We start from the raw sequence: 20758 nt of genomic DNA, 5'->3' as shown, positions 1-20758 counted from the left end.
TGGCCGTATCTGAAGCTAGACTGAGAAAGCGGTTGGCATCTTAAAGCACATAGCGGCTGAGATCGGCGGATCTAGATAGTTCGCCCAAGTTCTTTTCGACGAAGGCGGCATCGACTGTCACGGACTCGCCGCCTCGGTCGGGGGCGTTAAAGCTAAGCTCCTCAAACACCCGCTCCATAACTGTATAGAGTCGGCGCGCGCCAATATTTTCCACCGACGCGTTCACCTCGGCGGCGATGTGGGCAAGCGCTCTGATCCCGTCCTCGGTAAAATCGACCGTAACCTCCTCGGTGCCCATGAGGGCGGTGTATTGCCGCGTCAGGGCGTTGTCAGTTTCGGTCAGGATTCGGACGAAATCCTCTTCGGTCAACGCGCGCAGTTCGACCCGAATGGGCAGGCGACCTTGCAACTCGGGCAGCAGGTCCGACGGCTTGGCAATGTGGAATGCCCCCGACGCGATGAACAGGATATGATCGGTTTTGACCGCGCCGTGTTTGGTGCTGACGCTGGTACCTTCGATCAACGGTAGCAGATCGCGCTGCACGCCCTCGCGGCTAACCTCTCCGCCGCGCGCATCGTGGCGGGCGCAGACTTTGTCGATTTCATCCAGAAAAACGATGCCATTCTGCTCGACCGCCTCTAGCGCGGCGCGATTGACTGCCTCGTCGTCCAGCAGCTTGTCGGCCTCCTCGCCGATGAGGGTCTCATAGCTTTCGGCCACGGTCATCTTGCGCTTGACTGTGCGACCGCCGAACGCCTTGCCGAATATATCGCCAAGGTTCACACCGCCCATCTGGCCGCCGCCGGGCTGACCGGGGATTTCCATCATGCCCATCGGACTGGAATTGTCGGCCAACTCCAGCTCAATCACTGTATCGTCCAGCTCGCCAGTCTTCAGCTTTTTGCGGAACAGATCACGCGTGCCCTCGCGGGCATCCTCGCCTGCGATGGCGGTGATGACGCGTTCCTCTGCAGCGGTACGTGCAGCGGCAGTCACGTCCTCGCGCATCTGCTCGCGGATCATGGCAATGGCGCTATCCACCAGATCGCGGATTATTTGCTCAACGTCGCGGCCGACATATCCGACCTCAGTAAATTTCGTCGCCTCAATCTTGATAAAGGGCGCGCGGGCCAATTTCGCCAAGCGGCGGCTGATCTCGGTCTTGCCGACGCCGGTGGGGCCGATCATCAGGATATTTTTCGGATAAACTTCGTCGCGCAGATCGTCCGGCAACTGCCTGCGCCGCCAACGACTGCGCAGGGCGACCGCGACGGCCCTTTTGGCATCGCTCTGCCCGATGATAAAACGATCCAGTTCGCTGACAATTTCGCGCGGAGTGAGGTCGGTCATTCGGTTTCCTTTTGCGGTCTGAACGAAACCTAAGCATGAGCGGCGGAAACGCAAGCGGCGCTATGGCGTGGCGCCAGTCCGACGGCATCGGGCGCGGTCCCTTTCGCGGATGTTGGCTTAGCCCTTAATCTTCTCAACCGTCAGCTTGCCGTTGGTATAAACGCAAATATCAGCGGCGATCGCCATGGCGGCACGGGCAATAGCCTCCGCATCGCGGTCCGTATCTATCATGCCGCGTGCGGCGGCCAGCGCGTAGTTTCCGCCCGATCCGATTGCGGCCACGTCATGCTCGGGCTCCAGCACGTCGCCGGCGCCGGTAATAACGTATAGGTCGCGCCCGTCTGTGACGATCAGCATCGCTTCCAGCTTCTGTAGGTACTTGTCGGTGCGCCAGTCTTTGGCCAGATCGACGCAAGCGCGTTGCAGTTGGCCGGGCGTCGCCTCCAGCTTGGTCTCTAGCCGTTCCAGCAGTGTAAAGGCGTCGGCGGTTGACCCGGCAAAGCCAGCGACCACGTCGATCCCTCCAGGACTCAGGCGTCGCACCTTGCGGGCGGTGCCCTTGATCACTGTCTGGCCCAAGCTGACCTGTCCGTCACCAGCGATAACCACTTCGCCGCCCTTACGCACGCCGATGATGGTGGTGCCATGCCAGCCAGGGAATTGTTCGCTCGCCATTTTGTCACTCCTTGTGCCTCTGCAGGCAATATGTAAGCCGCAAGGCCCGACTGCAAGTTCCACGGGGTGCAGCAAAAAGGGCGCCGTATTGGGCGCCCTTTTAAATCTAATTGATCAGCAAGATCAGATCGCGTCTTCGATCCATTTCTGCAGCGCAGCCTTGGGTTTTGCGCCCGAAAGGTTCGATACGACTTCACCATTCTTGAAGATGAACAGCGCCGGAATGCCGCGCACGCCTAGATTGCTGGCCATGCCCTGATTGCTATCAATGTCGACCTTGACCACTTTAATCTTGCCATCCATCTCGTTCGACAGCTCTTCCAGTGCCGGGCCGATCTGCTTGCAAGGTCCGCACCATTCTGCCCAGAAATCCACAACAACGGGGATATCGGAATTCTTTACTTCGGCGTCGAAGGTATCGTCTGTGACGGCAACTGTGGCCATGGGTCATCTCCTGAATTGGGTTCTAAGGATACGTAAGTAGCGGCGCCGCTGAGGTCAAGTTGCCGCAGCCCGGTGGAGCGCGTCTGACACAAGATCGTGTGGAATTGGCATAAGGATGGCATCGCGCGTCCATAATATAGCGGTGTCGATCCGCCTTTCGGGCCAGACCTGCGCGGCCATAGCAGCATAGGCGCCCATCTGGCGCAAAAGGCCCTCTGGGCAGCCCGCAGGCGTATCTGGGACGAGCGCGTTCGATTTGAAATCGACGATCAGCACCGTATCAGCCGTCACAATCAGGCGGTCGATCACGCCCTGAAGGCGTCCCAAACCGGGCAGATCGGCGGTGATGCCTACCTCTGGCAGGGCGCCTGCGCCCCATAGCACCGTCAGATCTTTGGACGCGATGTTGCGCGACGCCTCGTCCAGAAGCGCGTCCAGATCGGGGGCGCCCGGTAGGATATGCGCGGCAGCGCCGGGCCAGCTATGCGAGGGCAAGGCGGGCAAAAACTCAAGCAAGGCGTGGATGCGGCTGCCTCGCAGCATCGCCGCTTCTTCAACAAGGCCGGTATCGCCCGGCAGCGCCTTGGCACCGCCCAAGTCCGACGGGCTGCGGGGCTTGGGCGTATCCACTGGAATTGGCGCATGAGTTTGGAAGTAGGAGGGGAGGACGGCAACTTTGGGCGGCGCGCTATGGTCCGGGGCTGACGGCGCGGCTGTCCAGTCACCCCGCTCCAGCCGCAGGCCATCGGCGCCGTTGATACGGTAGGGTACCGCGTCCATGCGCGTCAGCCCGGCTGCGACCTTCTCATACCAGCTATCCCCGCTATCGCCCGGCTTCTTGGCCGAAGCCACGATCAGCCACTTTTCGGCGCGGGTCATCGCGACATATAGCAGGCGGTCCCGCTCGGCGCTTTGGGCCAGTTTGATCCGGTCAATCACCTCGCTTTGGGCGTCTGGAATGACGCCGGATTTGGCCCGCCACAGCGGCGCACCGCCGACGTCCAGCACCTGCGCTCGCACATCGTTCTTGCGCTTGCCCGTCTCTGGCAGGATCACGATGGGCGCCTCCAGCCCCTTGGCGCCATGCACTGTCATCACGCGGATCAGGTTGCCCGCTGCGTCCATCTGGCGCTTGATCTCCAGATCGTCGGTCTCCAACCAGACGAGAAAACCGGTGAGGCTATCGACCGCCTTTTGCTCATACGCAAGCGCCTGAGATAGCAGCGCGTCAATGCCATCCTCTGCCTCGGCGCCCAGGCGGGCCAGCATCCGGCGGCGCCCGTCATGGCGCGTCAAAATACGCTCGATCAAATCATAGGGCCGCAGGTAATCTGCCTGATTGCGAAGGTCGTTCAGGATCTCCATCGTCTCGGGGAATTCCGCTGCACGTTTGCGCAGCGCCTCCCACAGGTATTTGCGCGCGCGCCCCTGCGCCAGATCGTAGAGCTGCCTCTCGTCCCAGCCAATCAGCGGCGAGCGCAGCGCGATGGCGAGCGACAGATCATCCTCGGGTGTGGACAAAAATGAGAGGACCGCCGCCAGATCCTTGACCGCCAGTTCGGCGGCGACCTTCATCCGGTCGGCCCCTGCTATAGGCAGATTGCGCGCCTTGCAGGCGCTGATGATCTCATGAAAAATATCGCTGCGCGACTGCACGAGGATCAGAAAATCGCCCGCGCGCACTGGCCTCATGCCGCCTTTGTCTGGGATCGGTTGGCGGGTTTCGATCATGTGCGCAATGTTATCGGCAATTTGCGTCGCCAGAATAACGCTTGGATCGTCCTTGGCCTTGATGTCGACGGGCGCATGCCAAGGCGGCGCCTCGGCCTCGGGCGCCTCGGGGTTTATCGGCCACAGATCGACGCGGCCGGGCATATCAGGAAAAAACGGTATGTGGCTCTGATCCGCGGCAAAACCTGATGCCTCAAGCTCCCTGAATGTGGCGTCGACCACGTCAAGGACGGCGCTGGACGAGCGAAATGAGTGCTCCAGCCGCTGGCTTTGCAGGGGCGTTCCTGCCGCCTCCAACCGCTCGGCAAAATCGCGCTGCATTCGGTCGAATTCGCGCGGATCAGCCCCCTGAAAGGAATAGATCGACTGTTTTTTGTCGCCAACAACGAAGATGGTGCGCTCGGTGCCGTCGCGGGCGCCCTGCCCGGCGGTGAATTCCTGCGCGAGGCGGTCAATAACCTGCCATTGGACCGGGCTGGTGTCCTGCGCCTCGTCCACCAGAATGTGGTCAATCCCACCATCAAGGCGGAACAGCACCCATGCCGCCACATCCGACCGGGTCAGCAGCGCACGGGCGCGCAGGATCAGATCGTCAAAATCCAGCCAGCCACGCAGCTGTTTGGCGCGCGCATACGCAGGTAGGAACACTTGAGCGAAATCCTGTAGCGCGATGCCTAAGTTAAGCGCCTGTAGCGCCACGCGTTTGGGGCGCGCATCCTGAACACGGTGCATCCATGCGTCTATGAGGTCCATAGTGGGGCCAAGCGCGGTTCGCGTTGGCTTGGTTGGCGTGCGGCTCGACACAGTGAAAGGCGCCTTGCCCGATTTGGTCAGAAAGACATCCTCCAAAATCGGAAGCGCACCAAAATCCAGACACGAGATGCGGCGCAGCTTGGCCGCTGCCCTGATATCATTGGGACTGCCAGATGCTAAAGCAGTCACTAACTTGCCTAAAAGACCCGTTTCGCCGCCAAGGAAAACCTCTTCCTCGACGCTGCGGCGGCTGACATCGGGGCGCAGACCCAGCGCATGCGCCAGCCCCGCCTCGGTGCGCGGCGCATCGAACATCGGCGCGCGACTGGCGATTTCGCGCGTTAGCTCGTCCAGCGTCTCGCCAGTGTGATATTTCGCCAGCGCCGTCAGTTTGGCCGCATGCGGTCCTGCCCCGATCTGCTCAACTATTTCGGTCCGCAACAGTTGCGCCGTTCGCTCCTCCATCTCGACGAACTGGGGGCTGACCCCCGCCTCTAGCGGAAAACGCCTTAGCAGGGACGCGCAGAACGAGTGGATCGTCTGGATCTTGAGCCCGCCCGGTGCCTCGATCGCACGAGCAAAGAGGCGCCGGGCACCGCGTAGCGCCTCGTCGTCCAACCGACTCTCAATCCCAAGCTCCTGCAGGGCCGATGCCAGCTTGACGCTATCCAACATCGCCCATTCGCCCAGCCGCTTGAACAGACGGTTCTGCATCTCGCTGGCCGCGGCCTTGGTATACGTCAGGCAAAGGATATGTTGCGGGTCGACATCGTTCAGCAGCAGCCGTGCCACCCGATCGGTCAGAACCCGCGTCTTGCCCGATCCGGCATTTGCCCCCAGCCAAGTGGAGCGGCCCGGTTGAGCGGCTGCAATTTGGGCCAGTGTCGCATCGTCGCGCTGCATCATGTCATCTCCTGCGGGACAGGATCATCGGTGATGTCCCACTCGCCAAACCGCGAAAGCTGATCATAGTCGCCCGCGTCTTTTTTGCCCTGCATCGCGCGGCGCGCAACATAACCCTGACGCAGGTCGCGGTAGGCGGCGATCAGATCGTGCAGCTGCTGCCAAACCTTGCTGGCTGGCTCGTCCTCCAGCGGTGCGGGCATTTCTGTCGGCTCGCTGCCAAGGCCGATATAGACCGCACGGGCCACATCGCAGGGCGCCAAATCGCCAAAGCCAGCGCGCTGGGCGATGGCTGCCTCCAGCAGCAATTGCTTGTCGAAGTGGATCTGTTCCTTTTTGCCCGGCGGTTTTCCCGTTTTGTAATCATAGATATGCAAGCAGCCGCGGTCGTCGATATCAATGCGGTCTGCAGTCGCCACGAGGGTAAATCCCAAATCGGCCATCTGCGCCTGTCCGCGCGCCTCGAATGCTGTGGGCGTGGCTAAGTCGCGGCGCGCCTCCTCAGTCTCGATGAACCAATCAGCGACCCGCTCCAGCCGTGCAAGCCATAGCGCGCGTGCCTCCGCCCATGGCACTTTACTGGTCAGCACCTCTTCGGCCAAGGTCATCAGCACCTCGCGCGTCAGGCGCTCGGGGGCGGCTACACTGTCTTTGACAAAGCGTTCCAGCACCTCATGCAGAACGATCCCGCGCAGCAACGCATCGGGCGCGCGCATTAATGGGTCCAGTGGACGTAGGCCCAGCACATGTTTGGCGTAGATCGCATAGGGATCGCGGATGAGCCGCTTGATCTCAGTCACTGACAGGCGGTTTGGGCGTAGATCGACGGGCGGGCAGGGCGCCGGTCGCGGGGCAGGGGTGATCGCCTCGACCGCCTCTAGTTGGGCGGCGCGGTCCAGCCAATCCTGCCCGCGTTGCCGCATCGCATTTAGCGCATCGTCGCCACCCTGCTGCGGCAGACCTGATAGCAAATTCTGCATCCGGTTCAGCCAGCGTGACACGACCGTCTCGGCCTCGTCCGAGCGCGCACTGCGCGTCAGCCATACCTCGCCCGCCAGGACCGCTTGCTGAAAATCATGCGCCGCCAGTCCGATGCGCCGCTCAGGCAGCAAGAGGCCCGCTTGATGACGCAGCGCGCGGTTAAGCCATGGGTCAGGCGTTTGCGATTCAGGCCAGCTGCCCTCATTCAGGCCAGCAAGGATTAGCATATCCGCGCCCTGAACGCGGGCCTCCAACGTGCCCCAGATGAGAATTCCAGGATGGGGCTGCGCAGCGCTACGCACCTGCTGTCCGCGCAAAATCGCGGCAAATAGCGTGGCGTAATCGGTGGCCGTCATATCGCCGCCATGTACCGCCTCGGCGCTAAGCAAATCGCAAATCTCGCGCGCCGGTTTGCCTGCGTCCGCGCTCCATAGCTCGCTGGTATGCTCGGCAGTGCAGCCCTGAGCAATCGCCTCGGCGGTGGCCAGATGCGCAGCAACGCGCGCCTCAAGCGGGCTCGCCTCTGGCGCGTCCTGCGCCGCGATGTGGCCGCCGATCCAGTTTGCCCAGTCTCGCGCCATTGGTTGTGTCAGTTCGGCTGCCCAATCGACGATGTCGCCCGCTTTTGGAAATGGCGGGCCGTTGCGGCGCAGGTGCAGCTCCAGCTCATGGGTCAGCAGCAGATGTGTGCCCCGGTCGCCGCCCGTATGCGTCAACGGATGTTTCAGCAGCGTCAGCAGCGCCTCGGCAGTGAGAGGCCCGAGGGCAAGCTCGGCCACATGGCGCAGGAACCGGCCCGGCGGCGATAGGTGTAGCGGGATACCAGCGCTGTCGTCGGGGATGATGCCCCACCGGTCCAGCGCGGCGGCGACACGGCGTGTCAGGCTGCGGTCAGGTGTGATCAACGCAGCGGTCTGGCCTGTCTCAGCCGCCTCTCGAAGGCGCATGGCGATGGTCAGCGCCTCTATCCGGTGCGACGGGGCCTCGATCAGTGTGACGCCAGCCATCGCTTCTGCGATCGCGTCCAGTTTTGGACCCTCGTCCAGCCATTGATCGGTGATCGGCGCAGGGCGCAGCGCCAGCGATACCAGCTTTGCGCGTGCGGGGCTGGGGGGCAGCGCCCCTGTCCAAGGTGGAACACGCCCCAGGTCCAACGCCATGCGTAGTGCCTGAAAACGGTATTGCGGATGATCCTCGCTCAGCATCGACGCATCGTTCATTGACACCCAGACATGATCTGGCGTGTCGAAGTCGTAGCCCGGCAGGACTACCGCGCCCTGAGGCAGTCGCGCAACTGCTTGCATCAGCATCTGCGTTGTCCCGCGCGACCCGGTCGACCCGGCCAGCAAGACAGGATACTGCGGCGGCGCGGCTGCCCAACGTTGGATGGTGCGCTCAATTACCTGCCTTTGCCGCGCCTCGACACCCGGTGCGCCGCGTCCTTCAGTGAAGTGGCGCACAATGTTCAAAAACGCGCGAATACGCTCCCAATGGCCGGATTGATCGCTGATATCCAGCGTGTCGATAACGTCCGGCGATACGCCTTCGCCCTCCATCTCGTCCATAAGGGTCGCGAGGCTGGAGGCCAAATCGTAAAGCGCGGTGCGGGGCGCAAGGTCGGGCTGGGCATCAAGCAGGGACGAGATCAGCTGGATCAGCTCCAACCGACGGCGTAGAGGTGGCGCCGGCGGCGCAATATCGGCCATCGTCCAGTCTTGCCCAAGCTCTGTCACCAGCGATATGCGCGGCATAAGGCGCGCGTCCCCTTGCGCCAACAGTGATTGAATGCGCCGCGCCATGCGCTGCGTGTTGACGATTAGATGCACGCGGCCCATTGCCTCGGGTGGCTGATCCTTGAGCCGCCCCAAAATGCCATCCACCAGAGCAGCGGGAAAGTCGACGCCCGGCGGCAGGCCGAAAACACGTGGGGCTTCCTGCGGGTCAAACATCGCGGTGTTCCAACATATCCTCGGCCAATTTGATGCCGCCGGGGTGTCCGACATCGCACCAGTTGCCGGGGTACGAAATGCCAAAGAGGCGCGCGTCTGCCAGCATCTTGTCCCAGACTACATTTAGCGAGAACGCACTATCCGGCATTTCGGCAAGCGCGTCAGTGCGGATGATCTGGGCACCAGAATAGATCAGGCCACGGCCCGCCCCCCGTGTGGCGCGCCCGTCCGCGTCCATCACGAAGTCGCCTTGGCCGGCATGGCCGATCGCGTGTGCAGGTGGCACGCATAGCAGGAGGGCATCCATGTCGTCGCGCCACGCCTCGGCCAGCAGTGCCAGCGGATTCGGTCCGTGCCAAATAGCGTCTGAATTCATGGTAAAAACTGGCGACCGACCCAGCAGCGGCATGGCGGCGCGCAAACCGCCGCCCGTATCAAGGATATCGGGTGCCTCTCGCGAGATGGCGATATCGCGCCCCGCCAGATGGGCGGCAATTTGCTCGGCCTTGTAATGGGCGTTAACCACGATGCGCGGCACGCCCGCGTCTGCCCCGATATCAAGCGCATGATCCAATAGGGCGCGCCCGGCGACCTCGATCAAAGGCTTGGGGCGGTCCGCGGTCAAGCTGCCCATGCGCGTGCCGAAACCGGCGGCAAAGAGCATCAGAGAAGTGGGGACGTTGCGCATCGGTTTTTCAGATCCCTTAAGAATGCGTCGGACGGCGCGGGCAGTCCATCAATTATAAATGGGGCCACGTCCGCCAATGCTGGATGGTCCAGATCATGCATGAGGTGTCCCCAGACACGTGGTATTAAATCGATGTAATGTGCCTTGCCGTCGCGCAGGCACAGACGCGCGAAAACGCCGATGATCCGCAGATTACGCTGTGCGCCCAGCACATGATAGGCGGCAGTAAAGCGGTCCTGTTCTTGCCCGGTCTGCGCAATATAATAGGCCAGCATGTCGGCCGCGATTGCGGGCGGTACATCGCGCCGTGCGTCCTGCAAAAGCGAGACGAGATCGTAGGCCGGATGACCGCGCATCGCGTCCTGAAAATCCAGCAGCCCAACGCGTGCCACGCCATCACGGCCGGGCAGCCACAGCAGATTTTCTGCGTGGTAGTCGCGCTGTATCAGAACGCTATCATCTGCATGTGCCGACAATGCGGTGAGGACGGCTTCATGCGCGGCACTGCACTGTGCCGCGCCCGCGTACCATTCAAAGGCCAGCGCCGCTTTGTCCGCCATCATGCCTGCATCATAAGTGGCGAGCTCTTCAGGCAGAGGTTGCCTATGCAGATGGACCAGGACGTCGGTCGCGGCGCGGTACAGGTCAGGCTCGATCTTTGGCTTTTGCGGGATAATCCGCGCAAATAAATCGTCGCCCAAATCTTCGAGCAATAGAAATCCGTGATCCGTATCTTGGGCGAGAATTCGCGGCGGGCTTAGGCCCGCTGCGAGCAGACGTTGGCCGACGGCGATGAACGGGCGGACATCCTCGCCGCGCTCTGGTGGTGCGTCCATCAGCACCGCCGTTTCCATGCCCCGCGAGACGCGGAGGTAACGACGGTTTGACGCGTCCCCAGCCAACGGTGCGGTATCGGCGCCCGCCCAGTCCGTGCCGCGCAAGAAGTCCCTTGCCAGAGCCATGCGATCAGTCATGCAGCGCCTCCGTCAGCTTGGTCTGCCAGTCCCCGCCCTGCCAGTGCAGTGTCACTTTGCGGGTGTCATTATTTCCATCGAGGACGAAATCCATTTTCAGGGCCGACGGCGGCGCGAGATTGCCTAACCGATCAGGCCATTCAACTAGGCAGATCGCAGTATCGAAGGCTTCGATAAGGCCCAGTTCGACCACCTCATTTGGTCCCGGCAGGCGATATAGATCAGCGTGCCAAATCTCGCATGTGGGGCCGGGATAGGTCTGAACGATTGTATAGGTCGGCGACGGAACGTCTTCGGGCTGCGCCAAGACCGACTGTATCAGACAGCGCGCAAAATGCGTCTTGCCCGCGCCAATATCGCCGCTGAGCAGCAGGACGTCGCCCGCGCATAGGTGCGCGCCGAGGCGGCGTCCCATGGTGCATGTATCGCCCGGGCTGCTGGACGTGATTGTGAGTGTGTCGGGATGGCTGTGCATGGCGCGACACTACACGCGCCGCCGCCACCTGCAACCGCGATCAGCCTGCGACCAGCCGCGCCGGGATTTGCTGGGCCGCGTCTATGGTGCTGCGCAGCATCAGCATCCGTGCCCCGCCTGATAGCGCCTCGGCCCGGTAGGTCAGGCAATGGTTCGGCGCAATCTCGGCCGATTTACGCAATGGGGCATCCGGCTGGCGCTGGCGCAGGCGGCGCTCGACCTCGCTCCAGACCGATGGGGCAGGCAGGGCAGTTGCACAGGCGCGCATCAGATCGGGCACAGTCATATCGGCAAAACTGGCGTCGGGATCGATATTCAGCAACTCGGTTGCGGCGGTATTGCAGAAGGCCAGCACGTTGTTTGGTCCGATGACAATAACGGCCTCTGGCAGGCAATCCAGCGCAGATTGCCGCAGATCCAGTTCAGCCCTGAAACGCCGCTCTGCCATCACCTCGGCCGAGATATCATCGAACAGAAAAGCGACTGCACCGTCGGGATGTGGCCGTCCGGTCACGCGGTATGTTACGTCGTTGGGCAGGGACCATGTCTCTTGGTAGTGGCCGCCCTCTGCTGCATCGATGACCTCGCCAATCTGGGTGCGCCATGAGGAATAGCTGCGCGGCTCAGGCATGACGTGGCGGTCGCGCAGGCTGTCGAAAAAGGCCATCAAGTTAGGCTGGGCAATAAGAAACTCCGCGCCCAAAGAAGTAAGGTCGATTAGCGCGGGATTGAACAAAACCAGCTTGCGGTTGCGATCGAACACGGCAAGGCCGGTTGGCAGGTAGGCAAAGGTTTTCGTCAGGGTCTGGACAAAATCCTTTTGCATCCTTTCGGCACTGACGACTTGGCTGACATCGGTCGCGTAATGCAGCCCGCCCCAGTTATGTTCGGTCGTACATAATTCGTACCATTTGGGCCGCGACCCCCCTTGGGGCGTCACGCAGAAGCGGCTCGTGGGACTATCGCCTTGTGCGGTATGCTCGCCCGGATGCAAGGCAGGGTCAAACGCGGCCTCGCAGGCTGCGTTTCTCCATAGGATCGTGCCATCTGTCCCCGTCTTCCAGATAGGGTGCGGCGCGGCGTTGAATGTGTCGGTGATATCAGTCATCCGCGCGGCGCTGGCCCGCATATCATGCCGCTCAGCAGGGGCGGCGTGGGGCGGATCGGTGAGGGTGACGCGTGTTCCATGGACGGTGCGCGTCAAGCGTAGGACCGCAGTGTCGCCTGCCTCGCGCGGTGCCGCAAGGAACGGTGTATCCTCGATCAGTCCCTCAAGGCTGGCCGGCAAATCGGCAAAGCGATGGTCCAGCCATGTTCGCATGGCTGCCCAAGTCTGCGCGCCATCCTCGGCAGTGGGAAGTGCGCCTGCGTCATGATCGAACATCAGATCGTCCTGAAACAGATAGCTCGCCTCTGCATCGCCCGAATGCCACGGCGCCACAGCACGCGGCGGGCTTGGGATGAAGCGGCCCACGCACCAAAGCACCGCGAATGAGATCAGCGCAGCCAAGGCGCCCAGCTGAAGCCAGAGCATGAGTGATGTCGCGGCCATTGGCGCCCCTTTCGATCTTAACGGAGCATTACAATAGCGCTCGCCTTAGTTAACAGACAGTTAAGCCTGATCTCGAAAGGTATTGAGGGTGGCATTCGCGCATCAAGGTTACGGCATTATCGGTTTGTTTGGCCCTATCCCGCCCAGGGAGTTGTCGCCGCTGACTTCTAGGGCCGAGCGGGGCCATGCCACTTCGACGACCGCGCCAATACGTTCACGGCGGGCCGAATCGCCACGAAAGCTGTCGGATCCGTTGGCAAAGCTCAGCTCTGCGCCGGATCGCTCCAGCAGCGTCTTGGCGATGAAAAGGCCGAGGCCCATTCCATCATATTCGGGCCTCTGCGCGCCAAGTGCGGAATTGTTGCGCGCCAGGCGCGGCATTTGTGGATCACCGATCCGGCTCAACATATTTGTAGGATATCCCGGCCCGTCATCCATGATGCGCAATGTAATCGCAGCGCCGGACCAACGCGCCTCTATCCAGACGCGGGTCTCGGCAAAATCGACAGCATTCTGGATGAGGTTGCGCAGACCATGAATAATCTCGGGGCGGCGCAATATAACGGGCGGTGCCTGAGAGGCGCCGTGTGCCGGGCCATTGTCAAACAATAGCAGTTTGCCGCGTTCGATATGAGGTTCGGCTGCCTCTTCGACGACTGCCGTAAAGGGCGCGCTGCGCAGATGTAGATCGTCCTTTCCGGCGCGGCCCATCGAGCGCAGGATATCGCGGCATCTGTCGGCTTGAGCGCTGATCAGCACGGCATCGGCCTGTGCCTCGCTGCCTTCGGGCAGATCGCTGGCCAACTCCGAACTCGTCAGCTTGATCGTGGCAAGGGGGGTGCCCAACTCGTGGGCGGCCGCCGCAACCACACCGCCTAGATCGGTCAGCTTCTGCTCGCGCGCCAGTGCCATCTGCGTGGCCTGAAGCGCGCCTGACATGGCGCGCATTTCGGTCACGATCCAGCGCGAGTAGACGCCCAGAAATACGATACCGATGACGATGGCGACCCACGTGCCGAACAAAAAAATCGCCGGCCTTTGCATGACGAAACCGGCATCACTGCGCAGATCAAGGTGAAAGCGCGCAAGCACCGTCACGATCACGATAGCGGTCATTCCCAGAAACAGAGTCGAACGGGACGACAAGGACGAAGCCGAAACGACGACTGGCCCGACGATCAGCACTGAAAACGGATTGTTCAGTCCTCCCGTCAGATAGAGTAGCAGCCCCAATTGCAGCAGGTCAAAGAGGACCATCGCCAGATTTTCAGTCTCATTCAAGCGTTTGGTCGCGGGAAAGACCAGCGAGGCAACCAGATTGCTGACGATGGAAGCGCCGATAACGAGGTAGCACAGCCCCGCCTCGATCTGGATCCCCAGCGCGCGCTGGGCGACTATTAACGCGGACAACTGGCCTATAATCGCCCACCACCGCAGCAAGATCAGCGTGCGTAGCCGAATCCAAGCACCGCGCCCGCGCGGCGCGACCTGAATCTGTGCGCCCGCGCCCTTGTGCGATATTTCGTCCTGTTGCGTGCGATGCGGCATAGGTTAGATGTGGCACAACGACGTGCACTTGCCTAGCTGGAAGGAACCTCACATGACCCGCATCTTTGCCATCGCTGCCGGGGGGGCGCTGATCGCCGTGCTGGGCGGTATATACCTGATAACTGCTGGGCGGGGTGGCGGCGGCGAGTTTGCCGAGTGCCGTAGCACCGCAGTTGCAGATGGCGGCGCCAGCATTGGCGGCGACTTCACACTGGTCGATGAGACCGGCAAGACCGTGACCAGCGCTGAGGTGTTGGACCAGCCAGCGTTGATCTATTTCGGCTATACGTTTTGCCCCGATGTTTGCCCGCTGGACGTGGCCCGCAACGCCGAAGCGACCGAGATCCTAGAGGCGCGCGGCGAAATCGTGAAGCCGATCTTTATCTCGATCGATCCGGAGCGCGACACACCCGAGGTGGTTGCAGATTTCACTGACGCGATGCACCCCCGGATGCTGGGCCTTACCGGCTCGCCCGAGCAGGTCAAGGCGGCAAGCAAGGCCTACCGCACGTTCTACAAAGCGCATGAGCCGGAGGAAGGCGAGGAGGATTACTACCTCGTCGATCATTCGACATTCACCTATTTGACTCTGCCCGGCCGCGGCTTTGTCGAGTTTTTTCGGCGCGACCTGACTGGTGAGCAGATGGCCGAGAAAGTCTCGTGCTTCCTGAATGCGAGTTGACAGATTCGCTCCGGTTTGACGCAGGGGCGACAGTGACCTACCTCTAGGCTATTCTGAAACGATCAACTGGAGGATGCGTGATGGCCGACACGGAGCTGGTTCTGGGCGACGACCCCTCGCTGCTGTTGGTCGATGACGACGAAGCATTTGTGCGCCGCCTGGGCAGGGCGATGGAAAAACGCGGGTTTGTTGTCGAGGTTGCAATGTCCGTTGCTGAGGGACGCGCCGCAGCCAGCGCCCACCCGCCAGCCTATGCTGTCTGCGACCTGCGGCTGGAGGATGGCAATGGCTTGGATGTCGTCGAGGTTATCCGCGAACGCCGTCCCGAAAGCCGGGTGATCGTTCTAACCGGCTATGGGGCTATCGCGACCGCCGTCGCGGCGGTCAAGATCGGTGCGATCGACTACCTGTCAAAACCAGCGGACGCGATGGACATCATCAACGCACTCATGGCGACGGGCGCTGAATTGCCCCCACCACCTGAAAACCCGATGAGCGCTGATCGCGTGAGATGGGAGCATATCCAGCGTGTGTTTGAGCTGTGCGATCGCAACGTATCCGAGACGGCACGGCGCCTGAATATGCACCGGCGGACACTGCAGCGCATACTGGCCAAGCGATCGCCGAGATAGACGATGCTCTGGGCGCAGTACGGGTACGTGATTGTTTCTTAGGCCGCTGAAAGGGCGGTATTTTCCCCACCCTTTCACGTCTGGCGATCAGCCTTTAATGCGGCGGTTTCGCGCGGCCAGTAGCTTGAGCCGAAGCGCGTTCAGCTGGATGAAGCCTGCTGCGTCCTTCTGATCGTATGCGCCCGCGTCATCCTCAAACGTGACATGCGCCTCGGAATAAAGCGAGTGATCGGACCAGCGACCGACGCAGGTAGCAGCGCCTTTGTACAGCTTCAGCTTGACGGTGCCGGTGACGTGTTCTTGGCTTTTGTCGATGGCCGCTTGCAGCATTTCGCGCTCGGGCGAGAACCAGAAGCCGTTATAGATCAGCTCGGCGTAGCGGGGCATCAGGCTGTCCTTGAGGTGGCCCGCACCTGAATCGAGTGTGATCTGCTCAATGCCGCGATGGGCCTCCAGCAGTATGGTGCCGCCGGGCGTCTCGTAGATGCCGCGCGATTTCATGCCCACGAAACGGTTCTCGACAAAATCAAGCCTGCCGATGCCATGCTTGCCGCCCAGTTCGTTTAACCGGGTCAAAATGGTGGCGGGGCTGAGCGCTTCGCCATTTATAGATACTGCATCACCCTGCTCGAATCCGACTTCGATGAATTCAGGCGTATTGGGCGCATCCTCGGGGGCGACGGTGCGCTGATAAACGTAATCAGGCGCCATTTCAGCGGGATCTTCCAGCACCTTGCCCTCAGACGAGGTGTGCAAAAGGTTCGCATCGACCGAAAAGGGCGCCTCGCCGCGCTTGTCTTTGGCGATGGGAATCTGGTTTGCTTCTGCAAAGGCCAGCAGCCGGGTGCGGCTGGTCAGATCCCACTCACGCCAGGGCGCAATCACTTTGATATCGGGGTTGAGGGCATAGGCTGCCAGCTCAAACCGGACCTGATCGTTGCCCTTGCCGGTAGCACCGTGAGCGACAGCGTCGGCGCCGACCTCTCCCGCGATTTCGACCAGACGCTTGGAGATCAGCGGGCGCGCGATGGATGTGCCGAGCAGATACAGCCCTTCATAGAGCGCATTGGCGCGGAACATCGGGAACACGAAATCGCGCACGAATTCTTCGCGCACGTCCTCGACATGAATATTCTCAGGCTTGATACCGAGGGTGATCGCCTTCTGCCGCGCCGGCTCCAGCTCCTCGCCCTGGCCCAGATCGGCGGTAAAGGTCACCACCTCGCAGCCATATTCGGTTTGCAGCCACTTCAGGATGATCGAGGTATCGAGGCCGCCGGAATAGGCCAGCACGACTTTCTTGGGCGCGGACATCGTCATGTTCCTTTGTCAGAGTCCGGCGGGGCTTAGCGGGTTTTGCATTGGCAGGCAAGGCGCTGGGAGTGCGTGCGGCGGTGCGCCGTGCTGAATGGCCGAGCTTGGGAAAAAGGTAGATCAGCATAAAGGGCTGGAAGATTTTTGTACATGCGCTGAGCATGCTGGTGCGCAATTGGCGGGAGGCGCTGCACATCGCGCTTGTGCCCACCGCCCTATGGTCCGTGGCCCTCGTGGTGGCTGGGTTTGCGCTGCCTCAGTTGCAGGCGGCGGTTGGCGAGGCGGCGGCGCGCGGGCCCATGATCCTGACAGGGCTGATCTCAATCCTGATTGCGGTGGTTGCAATGATCTGGATGCTGGTCAATTGGCACCGCTTATCATCATCCTCTCGATGGTCGTAGCCCAACTGGCCAGCGTGATCGTTGTGCTGCTGGCAGGGTCTGTCCCCGTCTTCGGGGCCATCCTGTCGATCCTGCTGGCGGCAGCGCTGGGCCAGCTTAACGCCAGTATCCTCACGACGATCTATGGTCATTACGTCGACGGGCGCCCGCTGAGCGACGCGCGCGAATGATCGGGCGAACGTGGTGCGCCCCTTGCACAGGCTGTTTTCTTAAGGCAGGCATATCAGCATGAGTGATTTTCAGCAAAATGCCCAAGCCGCCGAGGCAGCGATGCGCGGCGTCTTTGACGCGACACCGCTTCAGCGAAACGAACACCTGTCCGAGCGCTACGACGCCAACATCCTGCTAAAGCGGGAGGATCTGACGCCCGTCCGCTCTTACAAACTGCGGGGCGCGTTCAACGCCATGCGCAAAGTGCTGGCGCGGGGCGGGGATGCGCCCACTTTTGTCTGCGCTAGCGCGGGCAATCACGCGCAGGGCGTCGCATTTATGTGCCGCCACTTTGGGGTGGAGGGCGTCATTTTTATGCCCGTGACCACGCCGCAGCAAAAGATCGGCAAGACCTGCATATTTGGTGGCGACAACATTCGGGTCGAATTGACGGGTGATTATTTCGACGTGACGCTGGCAGCGGCGCAGCAGTATTGCGCACAGACTGGCGGTCATTTTCTTTCGCCCTTCGACGACGAGGATGTGATCGAGGGGCAAGCATCTGTCATGGTCGAGGTTGAGCGCGATCTGGGCGGTATGCCCGATCATATCGTGATGCCCGTTGGCGGTGGCGGTCTTTCGGCTGGCGTGACCAGCTATATCGGCGACCGCGCCGAGATTACGCTGGTCGAGCCACAGGGAGGTGCTTGTTTGCAGGCAGCGCTGCTGGCCGGCACACCTGTGCGCCTAGACTATGTGAATACCTTTGCTGATGGCGCCGCGGTGGCACAGATTGGTGCGCGAACCTTTGCAAGGCTTGCCCATTTGGACCCCGGCCAAGTCGTAACTATCAATGAGGATCGCCTCTGCACCACGATGATCGAAATGCTCAATATCGAGGGTATCGTATTGGAGCCGGCCGGCGCGCTGGCGGTAGATGCGCTCAAGGACATGCGCAACCGAATTCGCGGCAAGACTGTGGTTTGCGTGACTTCCGGCGGCAACTTTGATTTTGAGCGTTTGCCGGAGGTTAAGGAACGCGCGCAGCGCCATTCCGGGGTAAAGAAATACTTTATTCTGCGTATGCCGCAGCGTCCCGGCGCGCTAAAGGATTTCCTGAATTTACTTGGTCCCGAAGATGACATTGCCCGGTTCGAATACCTCAAGAAATCAGCGCGTAATTTCGGCTCGGTCCTGATCGGGATCGAAACCAGCCGTGCGGAAAATTTTACCCGTCTGCTGGCTGCTTTTACCGCCGCCGGGTTTGAGCATCGTGACATAACTGATGACGGAGTTCTAGCCGAATTTCTTATCTGAGATACGTCTGTCAGGCCGCCGTCAGCCGGGGCAGCCCATTCAGAAATTCCGCCTTTGATGCGTCAAAGCTAATCAGTATCGCAGGCAAATCTACGTCTTGTGGCCGGCCTGCTGCTGCGGCGCTTTCGCCGTTCTGGCAGAGGATTGAAAACGCGCGAAATCCCAGGTTCAGCGCGCTGCCTTTTAGAAAATGCAGGCGCGATTCCAAGGCATCCTCGGCGCAACCACTGCGCAGCAGGGCAATTTCGCCATCGACTTCATCCAAAAACAGCTCAACAACTTCGCCAAAATCGTCGACTCCGATTTCATCGCGCAGCTCTGATATCCTTTTCCAGTCGATCATCAAATCCCTCCTATAGCCTCGAAAATGATGCAAAGCCCTTAACAAAAGGTATCATCCAAATTCTTGCTCCGACCTTTCTCTCTTCACGATCCGTTAATCGGGGGTGCGGTAAAGTCTGCGGATTGAACGCGAAGGGAAGAATTTTGTCCCAAATGCCAGATCCGTCCGCAGACGAAGCGCCGCCCCCCCCCAAGCGCGCTATTCAGCGCGTTTTGGTTGTCGATGATAGCCGACTTCAGCGCCGCATCCTTGGTGCGCTAATGAAGAAGTGGGGGTTTGCCGTCATTGAGGCTGAATCGGGAATTCACGCCCTTGAGATATGTCGCGAATCGCCCCCCGATTTGGTGCTAAGCGACTGGATGATGCCGGGTATGTCAGGTTTGGAATTTTGCGACGAATTCCGAAAACTGTCGCGCGACAATTATGGATACTTCATTCTGCTGACATCCAAATCTGATAAGGCAGAAATCGCCAATGGCTTGGACGCTGGCGCCGATGACTTCCTGACGAAGCCGGTCGATCCGGGCGAGCTACGCGCGCGAATAGCCGCGGGCGAACGTATTCTTGAGATGGAGCGCGAGCTGACCCAGAAGAACCGCCTCGTCAATTCGACGCTGGACAAGTTGCAGGCGCTCTACGCGTCGCTTGACGCCGACCTGAAAGAGGCCAAAAAGCTACAACAATCGTTGGTCAGCGATCGCCACCGCGATTATGGCACTGCCGAGGTTTCCATGCTGCTTCGCTCGTCTGGGCATGTTGGCGGTGATCTGGTGGGCATGTTCCCTGTCAGCGACACGCGAATCGGGCTTTATGGTCTTGATGTGTCCGGCCATGGCATCAGCTCTGCCTTGATGACGGCGCGGCTCGCCGGATATCTGTCGGGCGCCGCGCCCGAGCAGAACGTCGCGTTGCAGCGCATGGCCGACGGCAGCTATGAGCCGCGCCCGCCGGCGCAGACCATCGCGGCCTTAAACGATTTGTTCCTGAGCGAGATGGAGACAGAGCACTATTTTACGCTCCTGCTGGCGGATGTTGATCTGGCCAGTGGACGGGTCGTCATGGCGCAAGCGGGCCATCCATATCCCGCGATCCAGCGGGCGGATGGCAGTGTCGAAATGGTTGGGGATGGCGGTTTGCCTGTCGGGTTGATCCACGGCGCGGAGTATCAGGAATTTGAGGTGCATCTGGAACCGGGCGATCGCTTGATGATCCACTCGGACGGTGTCACTGAATGTGCTGCGCCCGATGGCACGTTGCTGGACGATGACGGCCTCGCCCGCATCCTGCGTCAGCTGCACGGCACGCGCGGCATGCCCAGTCTCGAAGCGTTGATTTGGAAGCTGGCCGACTTTGCGGGCGATGATACATTTGCCGACGACGTTTCGGCCATCCTGCTAGAGATTAAGCCAAACCCGCCCAGCGGCTGACGAACATGCGGTCGCCCTCGTTGCCTAGCTCTGCGGCGGCGATGCCCGGATCAACGATCAGCGGTGTGTGCCCGGCCTCGGTCGGGGCGCAAATGCGCCGCACGGGCCGCGCAACATAGATTGCGCACAGCTTCTCGGCCCACATCTCGTATTCGGGCATAAAGACGAATCGGCGAAATGCACCCAGTCGGCGCGGCGCTGTGATGGTCCAGCCGGTTTCCTCTATCACTTCGCGATACAGCGCCTGCAGCGGCGATTCGCCCGGATCGATACCCCCGCCAGGAAGCTGTAATTCCGGCCCTGGTGAATGCTGCAGCGTAACCAAAAGCTGCCCTTGCAAAGGCAAGATGGCATAGACGCCATGACGCAGGCGATACGTCTGGTCCGGGTGCGGCGGTTGGCCCACGCGTCTGATCATCTGCTCCGCTCCTCTTGGACGCCGGGTTGCCCCTGCCTATATCTTCGCGA

General features: G+C 61.0%; 19 protein-coding genes. 6 read left to right on the top strand and 13 right to left on the bottom strand.

Features of this window, described 5'->3' with window-relative positions; genetic code table 11:
* Positions 1-40 precede the first annotated feature (40 nt).
* From hslU to regB, 10 genes are all read right to left on the bottom strand, one after another.
* Positions 41-1351, bottom strand: coding sequence for an ATP-dependent protease ATPase subunit HslU (gene hslU / locus MK6180000_RS16930; protein WP_138935808.1), 1311 nt, complete (start codon positions 1349-1351; stop codon positions 41-43).
* Between the two features lie 117 nt (positions 1352-1468).
* Complete coding sequence (hslV, locus tag MK6180000_RS16925) at positions 1469-2026, bottom strand: ATP-dependent protease subunit HslV (RefSeq protein ID WP_138935807.1); 558 nt, start codon at positions 2024-2026, stop codon at positions 1469-1471.
* A gap of 123 nt (positions 2027-2149) precedes the next feature.
* A complete protein-coding gene (gene trxA, locus MK6180000_RS16920) occupies positions 2150-2470 on the bottom strand; it encodes a thioredoxin (protein WP_138935806.1) in 321 nt (106 codons plus the stop codon).
* 54 nt (positions 2471-2524) lie between these two features.
* Positions 2525-5860 (bottom strand): double-strand break repair helicase AddA, encoded by a 3336-nt coding sequence (gene addA, locus MK6180000_RS16915; protein ID WP_138935805.1) that lies wholly within the window; start codon positions 5858-5860, stop codon positions 2525-2527.
* Positions 5857-8787 carry a double-strand break repair protein AddB gene (gene addB / locus MK6180000_RS16910; protein ID WP_138935804.1) on the bottom strand — a complete coding sequence of 977 codons (2931 nt, stop codon included), beginning with the start codon at positions 8785-8787 and terminating at the stop codon, positions 5857-5859. Before addB ends, addA begins: the two co-directional genes overlap by 4 nt.
* Complete coding sequence (locus tag MK6180000_RS16905) at positions 8780-9475, bottom strand: nucleotidyltransferase family protein (protein WP_138935803.1); 696 nt, start codon at positions 9473-9475, stop codon at positions 8780-8782. The genes addB and MK6180000_RS16905 overlap by 8 nt, the downstream gene beginning before the upstream one ends.
* Positions 9451-10449: an aminoglycoside phosphotransferase family protein gene (locus MK6180000_RS16900; RefSeq protein WP_138935802.1), complete on the bottom strand. Its 999-nt coding sequence runs from the start codon at positions 10447-10449 to the stop codon at positions 9451-9453. Before MK6180000_RS16900 ends, MK6180000_RS16905 begins: the two co-directional genes overlap by 25 nt.
* A complete protein-coding gene (tsaE, locus tag MK6180000_RS16895) occupies positions 10442-10924 on the bottom strand; it encodes a tRNA (adenosine(37)-N6)-threonylcarbamoyltransferase complex ATPase subunit type 1 TsaE (RefSeq protein ID WP_138935801.1) in 483 nt (160 codons plus the stop codon). Before tsaE ends, MK6180000_RS16900 begins: the two co-directional genes overlap by 8 nt.
* A 40-nt stretch (positions 10925-10964) precedes the next feature.
* On the bottom strand, positions 10965-12476 hold the full coding sequence (locus MK6180000_RS16890; RefSeq protein WP_138935800.1) for a PAS-domain containing protein: 1512 nt from the start codon (positions 12474-12476) through the stop codon (positions 10965-10967).
* A 108-nt stretch (positions 12477-12584) separates the two neighbouring features.
* Complete coding sequence (gene regB / locus MK6180000_RS16885; protein ID WP_138935799.1) at positions 12585-14024, bottom strand: sensor histidine kinase RegB; 1440 nt, start codon at positions 14022-14024, stop codon at positions 12585-12587.
* A gap of 52 nt (positions 14025-14076) precedes the next feature.
* On the opposite strand from regB, the gene MK6180000_RS16880 reads away from it, so the two are divergent.
* Positions 14077-14706: an SCO family protein gene (locus MK6180000_RS16880; protein ID WP_138935798.1), complete on the top strand. Its 630-nt coding sequence runs from the start codon at positions 14077-14079 to the stop codon at positions 14704-14706.
* An 80-nt stretch (positions 14707-14786) separates the two neighbouring features.
* Positions 14787-15338, top strand: a complete 552-nt coding sequence (locus MK6180000_RS16875) for an ActR/PrrA/RegA family redox response regulator transcription factor (RefSeq protein WP_138935797.1) — start codon at positions 14787-14789, stop codon at positions 15336-15338.
* Between the two features lie 87 nt (positions 15339-15425).
* On the opposite strand, the gene MK6180000_RS16870 is transcribed toward MK6180000_RS16875, so the two are convergent.
* Positions 15426-16652, bottom strand: coding sequence for an argininosuccinate synthase (locus MK6180000_RS16870; RefSeq protein ID WP_138935796.1), 1227 nt, complete (start codon positions 16650-16652; stop codon positions 15426-15428).
* Positions 16653-16813: 161 nt separating this feature from the next.
* On the opposite strand from MK6180000_RS16870, the gene MK6180000_RS16865 reads away from it, so the two are divergent.
* The 3 genes from MK6180000_RS16865 to ilvA are packed head-to-tail and all read left to right on the top strand — an operon-like array spanning position 16814 to position 18520.
* Positions 16814-17053 (top strand): hypothetical protein, encoded by a 240-nt coding sequence (locus MK6180000_RS16865; RefSeq protein ID WP_138935795.1) that lies wholly within the window; start codon positions 16814-16816, stop codon positions 17051-17053.
* The gene (locus MK6180000_RS16860) at positions 17017-17223 is read left to right on the top strand and encodes a hypothetical protein (RefSeq protein ID WP_138935794.1); all 207 of its coding nucleotides are present in this window, start codon (positions 17017-17019) and stop codon (positions 17221-17223) included. Before MK6180000_RS16865 ends, MK6180000_RS16860 begins: the two co-directional genes overlap by 37 nt.
* A 58-nt stretch (positions 17224-17281) precedes the next feature.
* The gene (gene ilvA, locus MK6180000_RS16855; RefSeq protein ID WP_138935793.1) at positions 17282-18520 is read left to right on the top strand and encodes a threonine ammonia-lyase IlvA; all 1239 of its coding nucleotides are present in this window, start codon (positions 17282-17284) and stop codon (positions 18518-18520) included.
* Positions 18521-18530: 10 nt separating this feature from the next.
* Here the strand turns inward: ilvA and MK6180000_RS16850 are convergent, their stop codons facing one another.
* Entirely contained in the window at positions 18531-18863 is a 333-nt protein-coding gene (locus tag MK6180000_RS16850; RefSeq protein WP_138935792.1) for an Hpt domain-containing protein, read from the bottom strand.
* A 152-nt stretch (positions 18864-19015) separates the two neighbouring features.
* Between MK6180000_RS16850 and MK6180000_RS16845 the strand changes: the two genes are divergently transcribed.
* On the top strand, positions 19016-20290 hold the full coding sequence (locus MK6180000_RS16845; RefSeq protein WP_138935791.1) for a PP2C family protein-serine/threonine phosphatase: 1275 nt from the start codon (positions 19016-19018) through the stop codon (positions 20288-20290).
* On the opposite strand, the gene MK6180000_RS16840 is transcribed toward MK6180000_RS16845, so the two are convergent.
* On the bottom strand, positions 20265-20708 hold the full coding sequence (locus MK6180000_RS16840; RefSeq protein WP_138935790.1) for an NUDIX domain-containing protein: 444 nt from the start codon (positions 20706-20708) through the stop codon (positions 20265-20267). The two genes, MK6180000_RS16845 and MK6180000_RS16840, sit on opposite strands and share 26 nt — an antisense overlap.
* Positions 20709-20758 lie beyond the last annotated feature (50 nt).

Origin of the sequence: Roseovarius arcticus, assembly GCF_006125015.1 — a bacterium.
GTDB lineage: Bacteria > Pseudomonadota > Alphaproteobacteria > Rhodobacterales > Rhodobacteraceae > Roseovarius > Roseovarius arcticus.
This window is presented reverse-complemented; position numbering and strand designations above follow the sequence as displayed.